The 854-nt window shown below is 42.7% G+C and carries 2 protein-coding genes; both read right to left on the bottom strand.

What is annotated here, in order from left to right; translation table 11 throughout:
• Positions 1-131 precede the first annotated feature (131 nt).
• Positions 132-539 (bottom strand): VOC family protein, encoded by a 408-nt coding sequence (locus KIV40_RS34510; RefSeq protein WP_285353956.1) that lies wholly within the window; start codon positions 537-539, stop codon positions 132-134.
• A gap of 102 nt (positions 540-641) precedes the next feature.
• A partial coding sequence (locus KIV40_RS34505) for a diguanylate cyclase (RefSeq protein WP_285353953.1) occupies positions 642-854 on the bottom strand: 213 nt, incomplete at its 5' end.

The raw sequence follows: 854 nt of genomic DNA, 5'->3' as shown, positions 1-854 counted from the left end.
TGTGTAGGCCCGGTTGGATACGGTCCACTGTAATCTTTATGCTGCCCATTTTATATATAACTTTGATTATAAAACTCTATTTATAATTCTAATCAAATGGGTCAGCAATTTCATTATGCAACAGCGCACATCTAGTTCAATGAATCACCGTGAATCATCCACCTCATCCCGAACTTGTCTTCTACTTTGCCGAATCGAGCGCCCCAGAAAGTATCAGCCAGCGGCATCATTACCCTCCCACCCTGCTCCAATTTCTCAAAGATCTGTTCCTGCGTTGCGGTATCTTCCGTCACTAAAGACAAGGCGAGGTTATTACCTTGCAGTTCTTTGGCATGCACACCATCTGACATCATCAACTTCATGCCAAACGCTTCAAACTCAGCATGCATTACCCAATCGGGTTCAGCCCCTTCTACAACTTGGGGTGCATCTTTGAAGTGTTGTTTTGAAAGGATGACGCCACCAAAGCATTTTCTGTAGAACTCTAAAGCTTCGTCACAGCGTCCATCAAAAAAAAGGTAGGGGGTGAGTTTCAGCATATATATCTCCTTGTTGTCTAATTAAAACATAGACAACAGCAGACAAATTTACAGGTAATCTTATGATTTATTTCAGGTAAACGGAGGTAACAACAAATAAAGTTAGTCGAAAGGAAACAACGATGTCTGATTGCGACCACGTTGCTTAGATTGATAAAGAGCCTTATCTGCCGATTCTAGCCACTCTAAGTGACAGGCGATCCCGGGAGATAACTGGCAAACACCCAAACTGACGGTGAAATTAATCATACCTGCCGAAGTATCTACAGCGTACTTCTCAATACGTTTACGAAGACGCTCAGCAAAGTAGTGTGC

It is taken from the genome of Vibrio sp. D173a (genome assembly GCF_030248475.1).
Note: the sequence above shows the minus strand (reverse complement) of the source record. Positions and strands in the feature narration are given on the sequence as shown.